The sequence below is a fragment of the Ruegeria sp. I1 genome (genome assembly GCF_056532675.1).
The window spans coordinates 21,859-36,920 of the sequence record NZ_JBQFNM010000010.1; the positions used below are offsets into that span (position 1 = coordinate 21,859).

The 15,062-nt window shown below is 60.0% G+C and carries 16 protein-coding genes; 7 read left to right on the top strand and 9 right to left on the bottom strand.

All coding sequences use genetic code 11. The features are described from left to right. From ACR0DH_RS16900 to ACR0DH_RS16930, 7 genes are all read right to left on the bottom strand, one after another. Positions 1-1,305: a M16 family metallopeptidase gene (locus ACR0DH_RS16900; protein ID WP_480551125.1), complete on the bottom strand. Its 1,305-nt coding sequence runs from the start codon at positions 1,303-1,305 to the stop codon at positions 1-3. After that, a complete protein-coding gene (locus ACR0DH_RS16905) occupies positions 1,302-2,642 on the bottom strand; it encodes a M16 family metallopeptidase (protein WP_480551123.1) in 1,341 nt (446 codons plus the stop codon). Before ACR0DH_RS16905 ends, ACR0DH_RS16900 begins: the two co-directional genes overlap by 4 nt. Before the next feature lie 79 nt (positions 2,643-2,721). Further along, the gene (locus tag ACR0DH_RS16910; protein ID WP_480551121.1) at positions 2,722-3,237 is read right to left on the bottom strand and encodes a DUF3035 domain-containing protein; all 516 of its coding nucleotides are present in this window, start codon (positions 3,235-3,237) and stop codon (positions 2,722-2,724) included. A 49-nt stretch (positions 3,238-3,286) separates the two neighbouring features. Further along, positions 3,287-3,763: a signal peptidase II gene (gene lspA / locus ACR0DH_RS16915; protein ID WP_480551119.1), complete on the bottom strand. Its 477-nt coding sequence runs from the start codon at positions 3,761-3,763 to the stop codon at positions 3,287-3,289. Further along, positions 3,763-5,352 (bottom strand): bifunctional phosphoribosylaminoimidazolecarboxamide formyltransferase/IMP cyclohydrolase, encoded by a 1,590-nt coding sequence (gene purH, locus ACR0DH_RS16920; RefSeq protein ID WP_480551117.1) that lies wholly within the window; start codon positions 5,350-5,352, stop codon positions 3,763-3,765. Before purH ends, lspA begins: the two co-directional genes overlap by 1 nt. Positions 5,353-5,374: 22 nt before the next feature. Beyond that, entirely contained in the window at positions 5,375-7,114 is a 1,740-nt protein-coding gene (locus ACR0DH_RS16925; RefSeq protein WP_480551115.1) for a heparinase II/III family protein, read from the bottom strand. 90 nt (positions 7,115-7,204) lie between these two features. After that, positions 7,205-8,464 (bottom strand): RsmB/NOP family class I SAM-dependent RNA methyltransferase, encoded by a 1,260-nt coding sequence (locus ACR0DH_RS16930; protein ID WP_480551113.1) that lies wholly within the window; start codon positions 8,462-8,464, stop codon positions 7,205-7,207. An 88-nt stretch (positions 8,465-8,552) separates the two neighbouring features. On the opposite strand from ACR0DH_RS16930, the gene ACR0DH_RS16935 reads away from it, so the two are divergent. Next, positions 8,553-8,735: a DUF1674 domain-containing protein gene (locus tag ACR0DH_RS16935; RefSeq protein WP_170533727.1), complete on the top strand. Its 183-nt coding sequence runs from the start codon at positions 8,553-8,555 to the stop codon at positions 8,733-8,735. A 4-nt stretch (positions 8,736-8,739) separates the two neighbouring features. On the opposite strand, the gene ACR0DH_RS16940 is transcribed toward ACR0DH_RS16935, so the two are convergent. Continuing rightward, positions 8,740-9,594, bottom strand: coding sequence for a LysR family transcriptional regulator (locus ACR0DH_RS16940; RefSeq protein WP_480543321.1), 855 nt, complete (start codon positions 9,592-9,594; stop codon positions 8,740-8,742). 99 nt (positions 9,595-9,693) lie between these two features. Here ACR0DH_RS16940 and tmpA point away from each other — a divergent pair, with 99 nt between their 5' ends. Both tmpA and tmpB read left to right on the top strand, forming a co-directional pair. After that, positions 9,694-10,830 (top strand): 2-trimethylaminoethylphosphonate dioxygenase, encoded by a 1,137-nt coding sequence (gene tmpA / locus ACR0DH_RS16945; protein ID WP_480551111.1) that lies wholly within the window; start codon positions 9,694-9,696, stop codon positions 10,828-10,830. Continuing rightward, positions 10,827-11,417 carry a (R)-1-hydroxy-2-trimethylaminoethylphosphonate oxygenase gene (gene tmpB, locus ACR0DH_RS16950; RefSeq protein WP_480551109.1) on the top strand — a complete coding sequence of 197 codons (591 nt, stop codon included), beginning with the start codon at positions 10,827-10,829 and terminating at the stop codon, positions 11,415-11,417. The genes tmpA and tmpB overlap by 4 nt, the downstream gene beginning before the upstream one ends. 60 nt (positions 11,418-11,477) lie before the next feature. Here tmpB and dapB read toward each other — a convergent pair whose 3' ends face one another. Beyond that, a complete protein-coding gene (gene dapB / locus ACR0DH_RS16955; protein ID WP_480551107.1) occupies positions 11,478-12,287 on the bottom strand; it encodes a 4-hydroxy-tetrahydrodipicolinate reductase in 810 nt (269 codons plus the stop codon). Between the two features lie 91 nt (positions 12,288-12,378). Here dapB and rbfA point away from each other — a divergent pair, with 91 nt between their 5' ends. From rbfA to ACR0DH_RS16975, 4 genes are read left to right on the top strand one after another with little or no spacing between them, the layout of a single operon-like run. After that, positions 12,379-12,774, top strand: a complete 396-nt coding sequence (gene rbfA / locus ACR0DH_RS16960) for a 30S ribosome-binding factor RbfA (protein WP_170453633.1) — start codon at positions 12,379-12,381, stop codon at positions 12,772-12,774. Then, complete coding sequence (locus tag ACR0DH_RS16965; protein WP_480551105.1) at positions 12,771-13,514, top strand: phosphodiester glycosidase family protein; 744 nt, start codon at positions 12,771-12,773, stop codon at positions 13,512-13,514. The genes rbfA and ACR0DH_RS16965 overlap by 4 nt, the downstream gene beginning before the upstream one ends. Before the next feature lie 54 nt (positions 13,515-13,568). Further along, the gene (gene truB, locus ACR0DH_RS16970; RefSeq protein ID WP_480551103.1) at positions 13,569-14,474 is read left to right on the top strand and encodes a tRNA pseudouridine(55) synthase TruB; all 906 of its coding nucleotides are present in this window, start codon (positions 13,569-13,571) and stop codon (positions 14,472-14,474) included. Between the two features lie 21 nt (positions 14,475-14,495). Next, a complete protein-coding gene (locus tag ACR0DH_RS16975; RefSeq protein ID WP_480551101.1) occupies positions 14,496-14,999 on the top strand; it encodes a DUF1643 domain-containing protein in 504 nt (167 codons plus the stop codon). Positions 15,000-15,062 lie beyond the last annotated feature (63 nt).

Here is a 15,062-nt window from a genome sequence, read left to right on the forward strand (position 1 = left end):
TTATCCGTCCAGCCCGACTGGCTTGCCCACGACAGTGAAGTGCAAACCTTCTGGGTCCAGCAGTTCACTCGCGACCCGGTTCACATCCTCCAAGGTCACCGCATTCACCTGATCGTTGCGGGTTGCAATATAGTCGATAGGCAGACCTTCCATCTGCATTCCAACCATGATCCCGGCGATCTGACCATTGCCGTCAAAGCGCAAAGGGTACGCCCCCGTCAGATAGGTCTTGGCATCATCCAGTTCTTTCTGTGTCACGCCTTCGCTGGCTGCGCGTGCCCATTCGTCGCGAATAACCTCAACCGCTTCGGCGATGCGATCATTGGAGGATGAAACCGACCCAATATAGACCGAGGCCAAATCCTTGGGCACAAGATAGGTGCCGACACCGTAAGTCAGGCCGCGCTTTTCGCGCACCTCCTGCATCAGGCGACTTTCAAACCCACCGCCGCCAAGGATGTGATTCAAGATATAGGCCGCGAAGAAATCCGGATCGTCCCGGTCGATCCCTTTCTGGGCGAACAAGGCAACCGATTGCGGCGTGTCAAAGTCGACAACGGTGACCCCGCCTTCGATCGACACTTCTGCCTTGCCCGGAATTGGCTTTGCGCTGTCAGGCAGATCAGCCAGCAATTTGTCCAGAAGCACGCCCAGTTCTTCGGCGGTGATGTCACCAACCGCACCGACATAAAGCCGGTCTTTGGCGAAGACACTGTCATACGCCTCGACCACGTCATCGCGGGTCAGGGCCGATACGCTGTCAATGGTACCTTTGCCTTCAGACCCATAGGGATGATCGCCATAGGCCATCGACGAGAAACTAAGACCCGCAATATCATTGGGGTCGTTGGCATCAGATTTAAGCCCGGATAGGATCTGCGCCTTCACCCGGTCGACCGCGTCCTCATCAAACCTGGGTTCGTGGATCGTGGTGCGCAGCAGGTCCGTCACTTCATCACGGTTCTCAGTCAGAAAGCGCGCTGAGATCGAGACGGTGTCATCGCTCGCGTTGTAACTGAATGACGCGGCCAGCGCTTCAAGCTCGCGGGCATAGGTACGGGCATCCATGTCGCCTGCACCTTCTTCGATCAAACCGCTCATCAGGTAGACCGCACCGCGTTTTTCGGGGTCATCCAGTGATGTCCCGCCACGGAAACGCAATTCCAGCGCAGTGAACGGGATCGCATGATCCTCGACCAGCCAGGCGGTGATGCCCCCGGGCGATGTCACCTCTTTGATCTCAATCTCTGCCCATGCCGGCAGTGCGACCAGAAGGGCGAACAGAGTTGTAAAAAGCCGTTTCATTGCGTCACCTCATCGTCGCGCATCAGCCAGCCGGTCACCGAGGTCTCGGGCTGCAAGACCTCGCGTGCGGCCGCGATGATCTGGTCACCGGTAACATCCTGCAGGATATCGGGCCAGGCCTGTACGTCTTCGACTGTCAGACCGCTGGCCAAGGCACGACCGTAGCGGTTGCCGATCCCATCCACATTGTCACGGGCATAGATCTGTGAGGCGCGGAGCTGCATCTTGATCCGGTCCAGATCCTCTTGGTTCACGCCTTCAGCGATGAAGTCTGCTACGGCCTGATCCATGGCGTCTTCGGCCTCTTGCAACGTTACGCCCTGCGCTGGGACAACCAGCAGATCAAAGGTCGTGTCATCCAGCGAAACGCCGCGATAGAACGCACCGGTATAAACCGCGATCTGCTGATCGAATTGCAGTTCTTCGTTCAAATAAGATGTGGTGCTGCCCCCCAGCAGTTCGGCCAGTAGGAACAACGCGGCGGCTTTCTCCTGTTCGCCCGGGTCACGTTCGGGTGCCAGATAGCTGCGGTGCACATAGGGTTGCGCCACGCGCAGGTCCTTGTAGATCAGGCGACGCTCCGCTGTCTGCGGTGGTTCCTGTGGGCGGGCGCGCTCGGCAATCTCGGGATTTGATGGGATGACGCCATAATACTGATCGGCCAACGCGCGCACTTCTTCAGGATCCACATCACCGGTGACAACCAGAATGGCGTTGTTAGGTGCATAATGGTCAGCGTAAAAGGACAGCGCGTCGTCCATGTCCAGCGCCTCCATCTCATGCATCCAGCCGATGATTGGCACGCCGTAGCCATGGTTGAGATACTGTGCCGCGCTCAGCTGTTCGCCAAACAGGGCACGTGGGTTGTTTTCGGTTCTCTGGTTCCGCTCTTCCAAAATCACGCCGCGTTCAGCGGTGATATCATTTTCTGTCAGGCGCAGATTACGCATCCGGTCGGATTCCATCTGCATCATCAGCTCCAGCCGATCCGCAGCGACGCGCTGGAAATAGGCGGTGTAGTCGTATGAGGTGAAGGCGTTGTCATCGCCGCCATTGGCTGCAACGGTCGCCGAAAACTCCCCCTGTTTCAGGGTGTCCGTCCCTTTGAACATCAGATGTTCCAGGAAATGCGCGATACCTGATACACCCGCAGGCTCATCCGCCGACCCTGCCCGATACCAGACCATATGCTGCACGACAGGCGCACGGTGGTCTTCGACCACGACCACTTCCATTCCGTTATCAAGCGTAAATGTCGTGACCGCTTCTTGACCATCCTCGGCAAAAACCGGGGTCGCGGCAATCAGGGCGGCAGAAAGTGCCAAGGCCCGAACCATGGGGCATCCTCCGTTTCGTTATGAGCATAAACTACGGTGGCGCGCGGCAGGTTCAAGTCAGATGACAAAAAGTTAAAATTTATTCATCTGGCGGTGACGAGGGCGTTTCGAGCCCGGCACGGCGGGCAGCTTCCGTCTGCGCAAAGGGATCCAACGCCTGACGTTCATAGACCTGCTGATAGCGATCCACCGGGAACAGGCGCAGGCCGGTCCACCGGCCACGACGTTGGCGGAACTCATCGTCTTCGGCCTGAACGATCTGGCGCGTGTTCGCCGGCACACCATAGCGGCTGGACGCGGTCACCAGCGCGGAATCCGAGGCCGGGATCGCCCCGTTCGGGTTCGTCGCTGCCGGTTTACCGCCCAGTGCAAGAACCGCATCTGCCTTGGGATTCGGATCTGTCAGATTGCTACCACCCGGGGTTGGGGCGGGCAGAAATGCATAATCCTTGGGTTCTGTCAGAGGTTTGACCGGCAGCACCGAGAACTCATCCGGGCCATCCCCGGGAGGCGTCAGTTCGCGCAAACCGGGGTTCGAGCACGCCGCAACTGCAGCGGCAAAGAACAAAACATAGGGTGCGCGCGACAACCGCATCAGAGTCTCCAACCAGTTTCGGACGTTTTATCGCATATCCTTCGGCGCGTCACGAGGGCTTTTTCCCGTCAAACAGAACGAGCCCGATGGCCCCTGCGAAAACAAAAACATCCGCCAAATTAAACACATACGGGTTGCTGATACCGCAGCAAGACATGTTCAGGAAATCCAGAACAAAACCGTAAAGCACCCGGTCAACCACGTTACCCAGCGCGCCACCGATCAATAAACCGCCGCAAATCAGCATCAGTTTGGACGGTGTTGAACGGCGTAGCCAGATAAAAACAGCGACACAAATCGCAACGGAGATCGCGACCAAAACCCAGCGCGCGGCATCCGAATTGCCCTGAAACAGGCCAAAGTTGATACCGCGGTTTTCACCGTATTTGAACACGACCAAAGGCGGCAAAATGTCGATACCGCCGGGCTGATCCGCCACGCGCATGACCCGAACGACCAGATATTTGCTGATCTGGTCGATCAGAATGGCCACCAGCGCAGCCCAGTAGAGCAGCCGATAGGACATCAGTGCCGGAAGTGCCGCATGCCGGTGAAGACCATCGCCAGCCCGGCCTCATCCGCCGCTGCGATCACCTCATCATCGCGCATTGAACCACCGGGCTGGATTACGCAGGTCGCTCCCGCCTCGGCGGCCTCCATCAAACCATCGGGGAAGGGGAAGAACGCATCCGACGCGACGGCGGAGCCGATTGTCAATGGCTGGGGCAAGCCCAGAACATCGGCCATGCGCTCAGCTTTCTTGGCTGCGATGAGTGCGGAGTCGACACGGCTCATTTGCCCTGCACCCACACCTACAGTTGCTCCGTCTTTGACATAGACGATGGCGTTGGATTTGACATGCTTGGCCACCTTCCACGCGAACAGAAGGTCTCGCATCTGTTCGTCGGTTGGCGCTTTCTTGGTGACCAGTTTCAGGTCATCCATGCCAACAAAGCCGTTGTCCTTGTCTTGGACCAGCAGGCCACCGGCCACCTGACGCACGGTTTTGCCACCGGCGGTCACGTCCGGCAGAGCCTCGGTTGTCAGCAGGCGCAGGTTCTTCTTGGCCGCAAAGATCGCCTTGGCCTCATCCGACGCGCCGGGGGCAATGACGACCTCGGTGAAAATCCCGGTGATTTCCCGCGCGGTTTCAGTATCGAGCGGTTGATTTAGGGCTACAATGCCCCCAAAGGCTGAGGTTCGATCGCAATCGAAGGCCGATTTATAAGCGTCGAGCAAGGTTTCACCTGTCGCAACACCACAGGGGTTGGCGTGTTTGATGATGGCGCAGGCCGCGCCCTGTGTCGGATCAAACTCTGCCACCAACTCAAAGGCCGCGTCAGTGTCGTTGATGTTGTTATAGCTCAGCTCTTTGCCCTGATGCTGAACTGCGGTCGCTACACCGGGACGGTCGCTACCATCGGTATAGAACGCTGCCTGCTGATGGCTGTTTTCACCATAGCGCAGGGTCTGTTTCAGTTCGCCGGCAAAGGCACGGCGCGTAGGCGCCTCAAGCTGCAGCGCGTCAGCCATCCAATTCGACACCGCTGTGTCATAGGCCGCCGTGCGGGCATAGGCCTTTTGGGCCAGCCACTGGCGGAACCCGTATGAGGTCTTGCCGTAATTCTCTTCCAACTGATCCAGCAGGGACGAGTAATCTTCGACATCCACAACAACACTCACAAAGGCATGGTTTTTTGAAGCCGCGCGGATCATCGCTGGGCCGCCAATGTCGATATTCTCGATGCATTCATCATAGCCTGCACCTTTGGCGACAGTGGCCTCAAACGGGTAGAGGTTCACAACCAACAGGTCGATTGCACCGATGCCATGTTCGTCCATCGCGGCGACATGGGTGTCGTTGTCACGCAGCGCCAACAAGCCGCCATGCACCATCGGGTGCAGCGTCTTGACGCGACCATCCATCATCTCGGGGAAGCCGGTCACATCGCTGATGTCCTTAACCTCAAGCCCCGCGTCACGCAGCGCCTTGGCAGTACCGCCGGTCGACAACAACTCAACCCCGCGCTCGGCCAATGCCTTTCCCAGCTCGATCAACCCGGTCTTGTCGGAAACGGAAAGCAACGCGCGGCGCACGGGGTGAAAATCTGTCATGGGTCCAAAGGTCCTTTTGGCGTCAGTCGAATTCTGGCTCGTCCCGGTGCAGGTCACGCACGGCATAGGCAGTATCCTGCGCCTTGCTCAACGTCCACTGGATGCGCGTCGCATACTCCATTGCGCGGCCAGATAGAACGATCTGTTTTGTCGCGCGTGGCTTTAGGCGGCCTTTTTCAAGGTAAACGCTTGGCTGAACGTCCAATTTTCCTATGCCATCATGGCGGAAAACCCAGATCTCACCACTTTTGAGCGCCATCGACACCGCCGCCCCGCCCAGATCAACTGCTGTATCCACATCCGGATGCAGGTGAAAACGGATATCAAAGGGCATGCCCGAGAGGCCCGAGGCGTCCATCGCCTTGTCAAACTGCCGTTTCGCTTTGTCGGTTGTGGCCAGAAGGATGTCTTCGACCGTCAGTTGACGCCCATCAAAGCGCAGCTCAAAGGTGCGCGCATGCGTCAGGCCAAAGACTTTGGCGTAGCCATCATGCCCAGTCATAAAGCGAATGCCTTCGATCGCATCCTCAAAATCAAACGGAACACTGCGCGGGGCATCGACAAGCGCCTGTTGTTCACTGCCCGGTGTCGGCTGAGCCAGACGGGCGCTGGAATAGCCGTCCAGACATAAGGTGGAATGCGACGGCGTTGCCCGGCCCGCCCGTCGCCAATCCAACCCGAAACTGGCCCCAGACCCGCAATTGACGATCAGAGGCCGACGGCCCGACGTTAGTTCAAATGCCAAGGTCGAGGCATGCGCGTTGAACGAGGCCGCACCGGATGGCGGCGGGCTGGCATCGATAACAACCGTGGTCCGTCCAGCAGAGAGGCAAGAATACCCCATCGGCAGCTCGGTCGCCGCTTTGTGCTTGACCCCGCTTTGCGCCAGCGCCTGTTCCAGCCGTCCCTCGACCCCGCGCCCGCCGCCATGGAACCGGGCCAACGCTCCATCCGCGTGGCGCAAACTGCGCAATGTGGGAGCAATCCGCTTGATCGCGCTGGCCTGCGCCACAGGTGCACCCCGGCCCACATCGTTCAGGGCGGCCGCTGTCCAGCTGAGCAGGGTGAAGACTTCCAACAACTCCTCGGGGTTGCGGGTCGGGATGCCCCCTTGCGCATCCACCTGACGTTCGCATTCCCGCGCCAGAGCGCGGACTGCCGGGTCAGCCATTGCCTCCAGCCCTTCCAAAGCCAACCCCGATTGCACCAGCCCAGCTAGCGCTTCGAACCGTGGCAGGCCCGGCGTCGCCGCATGCCAACGCTTGGACAGGAACCACGTTTGTTGCGCCAGAGACCGAAAAAACAGCTTGCTTTGGGCATCATCGACGCCGCGCAGCAAGAACAGCGCATGGTTGATCCAGCGCATAACCCGTCGGCCCGTCAGATCGGGCACCCACCCGGGCCCGCGGCCGCGGCCATGGGCAGCGATCCAGCCCCAGACCCAGCGCTGCGCCTTTTCCCGCGCGCGACTGTCTCCAACCGCAGCCAGATCATCAAGCCAGGCAAAGCCGTGGCGTTCATCGTCAAATCCAACGCTTGGGGCCGCGACCTCCCACAAACCCGTATCTTGCGCCTCGACCAGATAGCCGGAGAACAGCAGGTTTCCGGCGACCAGCTGACGCCCCCGCGCATAAGACCCAACGGTGCGCGGTTCGGGCTGTGAAACAAACCCGGTCACCGCCCGCTGCCTTTGACTTAGACGCGCATAAAACCGGTTCTGAAACCGCATCCACCGGCTGGTCATGGTGTCCGTTTCTGACATGACGCGTTTTACTCTGCCCCTTGCGCTCTGCTGGCGCTTGCGACCCAACGATAGACCGGGCTGATCGTCAAGTCATCGAAAAGCGTGACCTCAGGCGGATTTACTCAGGCAGGCGATGTAGAACCCATCCATGCCGCCGTGATCCGCCCAATAATCCGGCCGCAGGCGCAAACCGCCTTCCTCGGTGATCCAGCTGTTTTCGACCCCCGGCAGGTTCAGCGCCACGCGATCCACCACCATATCCGGATGGCTTTCCAGCGCCTCTTCGATCTGCACCTCGCCTTCGTCTGGCAACAAAGAACAGGTGCAATAAACCAACCGCCCGCCAGGTTTTAGCAGACCCCAGGCATGAGCCAGCATCTGCGCTTGAAGATCGATCAAACCACCAAATTCGGACCCATCCTTGGCAAAAGGCAGATCGGGGTGCCTGCGGATGGTGCCCGTGGCCGAACAGGGCGCATCCAGAAGGATGGCGTCATACTGACCCTGATGTTCCAGTGCGTCGCCGACAACAACCGCTGCCTTCAATCCGGTCCGTGCGAGGTTCTCTCGTACCCGCTCCATCCGCGCCTCTGAGATATCCAGCGCCGTGACATCTGCCCCGGCAGCGGCCAGTTGCATCGTCTTCCCGCCCGGCGCGGCGCAAAGGTCCAGCACCTTTTCACCCGGCTTCGGGGCCAGAACGCGCACCGGCAGGGCAGCCGCCGCATCCTGTACCCACCACGCCCCGGCCTGATATCCCGGCAAGGTCGAAACCTGACCTGCATCTTTGATACGCACCGACCCGGTTGGCAGCGTTTCACCCGACGGCGCAGATGCCCCCGGCTTGACGGTCAGATCCAGCGGAGCCCCGGCAAAATGGGCCTGTTCCATGCCGATAACAGCACCCGCGCCCCAAGCGGTGATCAGGGGATCGCGCAACCATTCGGGCAGACGTGGTACACGCATCTTGGGCCAGGCCTCAGGCCCTTCGGCAGCGACCTTGCGCAATACTGCATTGACCAGACCCTTAAGGCGACCATGCTTGCGTGACCGGCTGACAATCTCGACCATGGAATTCACCACCCCATGCGCGGCTTCGCCATTGCACAGCTCAACCGCACCAAGACGCAGCGCATTATGCACAGTCAGGGCGGGTGTCCGGTTCAAATGATTGTCGAGCAGCCGATCGGCCCGCTCCAGCCCGCGCAGCGTTTCAACGGCCAGGCGCTGCGCACGCGCGCGATCTTCGGGGCCCAGCCGGTCCAGCGCACCTGCGGCCAGGCATTCGGACAGCAACCTGCCCTCACCCAGCACCTGATCCAACAGATAGATTGCGCTGCGCCGTGCTGCTGTTGCGCTGTTTGACATGATCCCGCCTTCATATGACCTGCGCCCGCATTGCCATTGGCGGACGCGGGCGTATATCAAGGCTGTGCCCGGAAAGGAACCCGATGTCATGAGTGATGACCGCAAAGACCTGCCCCCCGCGGCCCAGCGCGCGCTGGCCGAAGCGGAAGAACGCCGCCGTAAGGCCGAAGCCAAAGCAGAGGCATTGCCCAAAGAACTGGGCGGTCGTGACGGGCCAGACCCTGCCCGCTATGGCGATTGGGAGAAAAAGGGCATCGCCATCGATTTTTAGGCGATCAGCCACGCAGCGCTTGCAGAAAATCCTGAATCAACGCGCGCTGTTTCTTGGATGTCGCCCGGTCTTCAGGCCATGTCAGCCAATAGCCATCCTTGGTCTGCAATTCTGGCAAGTCTAGCCTTTGCAATCGCCCCGATTGCAAATCCGCCTGCGCCAGAGGCACCGAGCCCAGTGTCACACCCTGCCCCTGCCGGGCTGCGGAAATCGCATGTTCCATCGAATCAAAGCTCACTTTTGACGGCGGAAGCTCCGCCCCGCCCGTTTTCCTTGCCCAGTCCCGCCAGCCCGGGCGTTCGCCACGCAGATCAATTAGCGGCGCGCCCCAAACGACACCGGGTGCGGCCATCGGCACCAGAACCTCGGACGCGATCAGCGCGGCATCGCGCCCCGGCCACGCTTCGCGCCCATAGCGGATTTGCAGCCAGGTGCGCTCTTCATCCAATGACGACCGGCGCGCAACCGAGTCTGTCATCACGCGCACCTTGGGCCGCATGTCCTGAAATCGGTCCAGACAGGGCAGAACAAGCGCATGAATGCTCGATGATAGCCCTGCAACCCGCAGCTCACGCGGGGATTTTCCGAACAAGTCCTCGGTATTGCGTTCCAACGCCTGCAAACTGTCCTGCACCAGCGGCAGATAGCTTTCACCTTCGACCGTCAGTGACACGCCGCGCGCTTCACGCACAAACAAGGACCGGCCCAGCCAGGATTCGAGGTTGGCAATCCGCTGGCTAACCGCCGCCTGCGTCAGCCCGAACTCTTTTGCCGCCGCTGAAAACCCACCGAGCCGGCCAGCAGCTTCGAACACCCGCAGCCAGTCCAGGGGCGGCAATCCGATCTTTTTCTTAGCCATAAGTTTTTCCGAGCCTCAGCCGAAAGAAGGATTAATTGTCGTAATGCCATGAACATCGTATCTGCTCAACCAAAGCTCGCGCCGAACAGGAGACCCCCCATGCTGCGCACCGCCACTCACACCGCCTCTGTCGTTACTGTTGTGTTTGACAGCGGAACCGAGGCCCGCTTTCACGCCATCTGGCTACGCGACAACGCGCTGGACCCGGACACCCGTGCGCCCGGCAATGGCCAGCGCCTGATTACTATCAGCGACATCCCCTCCGACGTCTCGGTCAGCGCGGTGCAAGTTGTTGCGGGCGATCTACAGGTCACGTTCCGGCCCGAGGGCAAAACAGTCACCTTTCCTGCCGACTGGCTGGCTGAACATTGCTATGACGGCGATCATGATGGTGCACTGGGCCGCGTCGCGCCCGGCATCACCACATGGGAGCGTGGCATCGATGCGCCCAGCGGTGACTGGTCTGAGGTTCATGCGAATCCTTCCGCCAAGCGCAACTGGCTGGCAGCGGTGGCTGAATATGGCTTTGCCAAGCTAACCGGCGGCCCGACCGAGGCGGAATCGCTGCTGAAAGTGGTCGACCTGTTCGGCTATGTGCGCGAAACCAACTATGGCCCCTATTTTGAGGTTCGAACCGAAGTGAACCCGACCAACCTGGCCTATACCGGGCTTGGATTACAGGCCCATACCGACAACCCTTACCGCGACCCGGTGCCCACACTGCAAATCCTCTATTGTCTTGAAAACTCCGCCGAAGGCGGCGATTCCATCGTGGTTGACGGATTCCGCGCGGCCGAAAAGCTCCGTGATCAGAACCCCGTAGGCTTTGCCCTGCTGGCAGGCTACCCGGCCCGGTTCGAATACAAAGGCTCAGACGGGGTCTGCCTGCGGTCGCGCCGCCCGATGATCGAACTGTCCCCGGATGGAGAGTTGATTGGCATCCGCTTCAACAACCGCTCCTCGGCCCCGTTTGTTGACGTGCCCTTTGACAAGATGGAAGCCTACTACGCCGCCTATCGCCAATTGGCCGAAATCATCGATGACCCGGCGATGGGCGTGTCGTTCAAACTGGAACCGGGCGAAAGCTTTATCGTCGACAACACCCGCGTGCTGCATGCGCGTCTGGGCTATTCCGGTGCGGGATCACGTTGGCTGCAGGGGTGTTACGCAGACAAAGATGGCTTGCTGTCGACCTTGGCCGCGATGGAAATGGCCCAGCCGGAGGCGGCGGAATGAAACCTGATTTCACGACGCTGAGCCGCGACAATATCGTGGCTTTCATCGGCGACATCTTCGACCGACGCGGCGGCGAAGAGTATCTGGGCGAACCTGTCACCATGGCCGAACATATGCTGCAGGGCGCCACAATCGCAGAACAGAACGGCATGGCCGAAGAGATCATCGTGGGCGCGTTGCTGCATGACATCGGCCATTTCACCTCCGAGTTCGGCACGTATCATCCCGACGACACCGAGGACCGCCATCACGAGGATGCCGGGGCTGAAGTGCTAGAGCAGTTCTTCCCCTCGGTCATCACCGATTGCTGCCGATATCACGTTGCGGCCAAGCGCTATCTCTGCGCCACCAAGCCGGAATATTTCAACCGGCTGTCCGCCGCCTCGGTCCATACGCTGGAATTGCAGGGCGGCCCGATGAGCGCCGTAGAGGTCGCGGAGTTCGAGGCCAATCCAAACCTGAAAGAGATCATTCAGGTTCGCTACCTCGACGAAGCAGGCAAACGCGCTGATATGGAAACACCGGATTTCGCTCATTTCGCGCCGATGGTGCAGCGCATGGTCGATCGTCATCTGAAGACCGATTGACGCAATCACAAGCGACTACCGAGGGCAACAAACACTTGTCCTCGCTGGTGCTGCGCAGGGCTACAGTCCCAGAACATCCACCATGTCATACTGACCCGGCGATTTCCCCTGTCCCCAAAGCGCGGCTTTCAATGCGCCTCTGGCAAAGATTGCGCGGTCGGTTGCCAGATGGCGCAGAACAATACGTTCGCCCGGTGCTGCGAACAAAACGTCATGTTCTCCTACAATGTCACCACCACGAATAGCGTGAAACCCGATATCGCCACGTTTGCGCGCCCCGGTGATACCGTCGCGGCCCCGATCCGAGACATCGGCCAGCTTGACTCCACGCCCCTCGGCAGCAGCCTCGCCCAGCATCAGCGCGGTGCCCGAGGGCGCATCGACCTTGTGGTGGTGGTGGCCTTCGATGACCTCGATATCGAAGTCTTCATCCAGCGCGGCGGCGACTTTTTTGGTCAGTTGCACCAGCAGGTTGACGCCGAGGCTCATATTGCCCGCCCGTACGATCACCGCGTGGCGCGAGGCGGGTTCCAGCGCGGCGATCTGTTCGTCGCTCATGCCGGTGGTACCGATCACGTGGACACAGCGCGCCTGTGCCGCCAATGCTGCGAATTCCAACGTCGCCTCGGGTGCTGTGAAATCGATCACGGCCTGCGCCTGCGCAAAGGCTTCCAACGGGTCATCGGTGACTGTGACACCCAGCGCCTGACCGCCCATGGCCTCACCTACATCCTGACCGATCCAATCATGGCCCGCGCGCTCGACCACGCCGACCAGACGCGCCTGATCGCTGTCGCTGACGGTCTTGATCAGCATCTGCCCCATACGGCCCGAAGCCCCTGTGATAACGATCCCCGGAATATGGGTCATGGCGGTGTTCCCTTGCTGCAAACTGCTCAAAGCCTCCTACCCGGTTCGCGCCCGCTTGGCAAAGCCCTGCTTTGCGCTTAGATCGGGGTTTATGGCAAAGAACAAATTCCACGATGGCCCCGGCCCGTCCCAACGACAGCTGCGAGTCGGCGAACTGATCCGCCGCACCCTGTCCGAGGTTCTGGCGCGCGGAGATGTCCACGATCCCGACCTGAACCGCATGTCGATTACTGTGGGTGAGGTGCGCACCTCGCCCGATCTTAAGATCGCCACCGCCTATGTGCTTCCACTCGGGGGCAAGGGGCAGGAGGACGTGATCGAACTGCTTGCCCGTAACAAGGGTGAGCTGCGGCGCGTGATAGGCAAGAAACTGAACCTGAAATTCTCTCCCGATCTGCGGTTCCGTCTGGATGACACGTTTGACCGTCTGGACGACACCCGCCGCATGTTCGAACAGGACGCGGTACGCCGCGATCTGGACGAGTGATCCGGTCACTGACCATTTTGGGCGCGGTTCTCTGGGCCGTGCAAGCGGGTGCGGTGACCTGTGAGAAGGTCACGCATCAGGACAAGCGCTATACGATCTGCGAGGTAGATGCCGCCAGCGAAGACCTGCGACTGTTTCTAAACGATGAAAACGGCGATCTGCTTGGGCACTTTTCCTCGGTCAACGAAGCGCTTGAACCCGGTGGCAAACGCCTCGTCTTTGCGATGAACGCGGGCATGTATCACGACGACCGGTCGCCCGTGGGCCACTATGTCGAGTATGGTCAGGAACAGATGCGCGTGATTGCCAATCCGGGCCCCGGCAATTTCGGTTTGTTACCCAATGGCGTGTTCTGCATCCGCGACGGGCGTGCCGATGTGTTTGAGACGTTGGAGTTTGTCGAACAGGCCCCGCAGTGTCGTTTTGCGACTCAATCCGGTCCGATGCTGGTGATCGATGGCGAACTACACCCACGCTTTCTGCCCGATTCCACCTCGGTCTATGTGCGTAATGGGGTCGGCACCAGCGCGGATGGGACGCGCGCAGTGTTCGCGATCTCTGATGACTACGTCACTTTTCACGAATTCGGCAGCCTGTTCCGGGATGTTCTGGAAACACCAAATGCGCTGTTCTTCGACGGCAATATCTCTCGCATGTATGAACGTGCCAGCAACCGGTCGGATGTCGGGTTCTCGTTGGGGCCCATCGTAGGCGTGGTCGAGGATATGCCTGTAAATTGACAGCGTCTGGGCGATCCGCTAACTCGCGCGCCTCAGCAAGATTCTAGGTGCAAAATGGGACGCAAACGCAAAGGTCGCGATATCTCTGGCTGGCTGGTGGTGGACAAGCCCGCCGGCATGACCTCGACCGCGGTGGTCAACAAGGTGCGTTGGGCGATGGACGCCAAGAAGGCGGGGCATGCAGGGACGCTAGACCCTGAGGCGACTGGGGTTCTGGCCGTGGCTCTGGGTGAGGCGACCAAGACCGTTCCCTATATCACAGATGCTTTGAAAGCCTACACCTTCACTGTGCTTCTGGGTCAGGCCACCAATACCGACGATGCCGAGGGTGAGGTGATTGCACAATGCGATATGCGCCCCTCGGATGACGAGATCAAGCAGGCGCTTTCCCCGTTTCTGGGCGACATCATGCAGGTGCCACCTAAGTTCTCGGCGGTGAAAATCGACGGGCAGCGCGCCTATAAGCTGGCCCGCGATGGCGAGAATGTGGAACTGTCCGCTCGCCCCTTGTGGGTCGAAGAACTCATACTGGTTGATCGCCCCGACGATGACCATGTGGTGCTGGAGATGACTTGCGGCAAAGGGGGCTACGTCCGCTCCATCGCGCGTGATCTCGGTGAGGCTTTAGGCTGCTACGGCCATGTTCGCGAGCTGCGCCGCATCTGGTCCGGCCCGTTCGAGGCCGAGGATGGCCTGTCCATCGAGCAGATCGACGAGATGGCCAAGACCACCGCGCTGGACGACTACCTGCACCCGCTGGAAACCGGCCTGTCGGACCTGCCCGAACTGAAATGCACCCCCGAAGGCGCCACCCGCCTGCGCAACGGTAATCCGGGTATGGTTCTGGCCTCAGACGCAAAATACGGCGATGAGGCCTGGGCCTCGCTCGACGGCAAAGCCGTGGCGGTGGGCATCTATAAATCGGGCGAATTGCATCCTAGCCGGGTGTTCGTTGCCTGACCCACGTGCTAGGCGATGGGCATGATCACTCGAACCCACACCAAGGGCGATGCGCCATCAACCGCTGTTTATTCTGATTGCGAAAACTATCGCTATAGCCTCACCCGAATCTGGGATCCCGAGGGTCGCAAGGCGCTGTTTGTGATGCTGAACCCGTCGACCGCGACTGAGGTGCAGAATGATCCCACGGTTGAACGCTGTGAACGCCGCGCGCGCGCTTTAGGCTTTGGGGCGTTTCAAGTGACAAACATCTTTGCTTGGCGCGATACCGACCCACGCAAGATGCGCGCCGCTGTCGATCCGGTAGGCCCCGAGAACGACGCGGCCATTCTGGATGGCGTTCAGTGGGCCGATCAGGTCATCGCCGCCTGGGGCACCCATGGCGCGCATCTGGAGCGCGGACCAACAGTGGAAACCCTGCTGCGGAACACCGGGCACCCTCTGTTCCATCTGGGTCTGACGAAAGACGGCCACCCGAAACATCCGCTGTATATCGCATACACCCAACAGCCCGAAGCCTGGTGACAAAGGGTTAACCACACCTCCAGCTTGGCTTTGACCAAGCAACAGGCCGGATGGGATAGTCCA

Bases quoted from the DNA above. Each gene is read 5' to 3' on its own strand.
- ACR0DH_RS16900 (WP_480551125.1), bottom strand. From the start codon at position 1,305: ATGAAACGGCTTTTTACAACTCTGTTCGCCCTTCTGGTCGCACTGCCG.
- ACR0DH_RS16905 (WP_480551123.1), bottom strand. From the start codon at position 2,642: ATGGTTCGGGCCTTGGCACTTTCTGCCGCCCTGATTGCCGCGACCCCG.
- ACR0DH_RS16910 (WP_480551121.1), bottom strand. From the start codon at position 3,237: ATGCGGTTGTCGCGCGCACCCTATGTTTTGTTCTTTGCCGCTGCAGTT.
- lspA (WP_480551119.1), bottom strand. From the start codon at position 3,763: ATGTCCTATCGGCTGCTCTACTGGGCTGCGCTGGTGGCCATTCTGATC.
- purH (WP_480551117.1), bottom strand. From the start codon at position 5,352: ATGACAGATTTTCACCCCGTGCGCCGCGCGTTGCTTTCCGTTTCCGAC.
- ACR0DH_RS16925 (WP_480551115.1), bottom strand. From the start codon at position 7,114: ATGTCAGAAACGGACACCATGACCAGCCGGTGGATGCGGTTTCAGAAC.
- ACR0DH_RS16930 (WP_480551113.1), bottom strand. From the start codon at position 8,464: ATGTCAAACAGCGCAACAGCAGCACGGCGCAGCGCAATCTATCTGTTG.
- ACR0DH_RS16935 (WP_170533727.1), top strand. From the start codon at position 8,553: ATGAGTGATGACCGCAAAGACCTGCCCCCCGCGGCCCAGCGCGCGCTG.
- ACR0DH_RS16940 (WP_480543321.1), bottom strand. From the start codon at position 9,594: ATGGCTAAGAAAAAGATCGGATTGCCGCCCCTGGACTGGCTGCGGGTG.
- tmpA (WP_480551111.1), top strand. From the start codon at position 9,694: ATGCTGCGCACCGCCACTCACACCGCCTCTGTCGTTACTGTTGTGTTT.
- tmpB (WP_480551109.1), top strand. From the start codon at position 10,827: ATGAAACCTGATTTCACGACGCTGAGCCGCGACAATATCGTGGCTTTC.
- dapB (WP_480551107.1), bottom strand. From the start codon at position 12,287: ATGACCCATATTCCGGGGATCGTTATCACAGGGGCTTCGGGCCGTATG.
- rbfA (WP_170453633.1), top strand. From the start codon at position 12,379: ATGGCAAAGAACAAATTCCACGATGGCCCCGGCCCGTCCCAACGACAG.
- truB (WP_480551103.1), top strand. From the start codon at position 13,569: ATGGGACGCAAACGCAAAGGTCGCGATATCTCTGGCTGGCTGGTGGTG.
- ACR0DH_RS16975 (WP_480551101.1), top strand. From the start codon at position 14,496: ATGATCACTCGAACCCACACCAAGGGCGATGCGCCATCAACCGCTGTT.